General features: G+C 64.0%; 1 protein-coding gene. It reads left to right on the forward strand.

Annotated features, from left to right (window positions below):
* Positions 1-15 precede the first annotated feature (15 nt).
* The coding region (locus KME78_RS63680; RefSeq protein WP_219539962.1) for a transposase family protein at positions 16-656 on the forward strand (641 nt) is incomplete at its 3' end.

Genomic DNA, 656 nt, shown 5'->3' on the forward strand with positions numbered 1-656 from the left:
CACCAGGGGTCTCGGATGCTGTTCTACCGTGCTGCGGTCGATTTGTCGCGTTCAACGCTGAACTACGTGGCTGGATTGGTGCGCCGGCACCGTAGGGCCATCGGGTCCCTCTGGCGGCGCCTCAATCCGGGTCAGCAAGCCCTGATGGTGCTGGTCTACTTGCGCAAGGGCGAGACGTTCGCCGAGCTGGGAGCCGGTTTCGGCGTATCCACCACCACCGCATGGCGGTATGTGGAGGAGACGGTAATGCTCCTGTCGGCGCGATCTCCGAAGCTCGGACAGGCGTTACGAAAGGCCGTCATGGATGGGCTGCACTACCTGGTGCTGGACGGGACGCTCATTCACACCGACCGGATCAAGGCCGATCGGCCGTTCTATTCCGGCAAGCACCGTGTCCACGGGATGAACATCCAGGTCATCGCCTCACCGGACGGCACGATCCTGTGGACTTCAGGAGCGCTGCCCGGCAAGGCCCATGATCTGACCGCCGCCCGCGTTTGGGGCATCCTGCGTGCGCTGGAACGGATGGGGATCCTCACTCTCGCCGACAAGGCCTACCAGGGCGCAGAAGGCCCGGTCATCACGCCCTACAAGGGCAAGAACAAGCCCGAGTCGCAGAAACTGGCCAACCGCTCACACGCTCGACTTCGCGGCCC

The sequence above is a fragment of the Nonomuraea guangzhouensis genome (genome assembly GCF_019396345.1).
In the GTDB taxonomy this organism is placed as follows: Bacteria; Actinomycetota; Actinomycetes; order Streptosporangiales; family Streptosporangiaceae; genus Nonomuraea; species Nonomuraea guangzhouensis.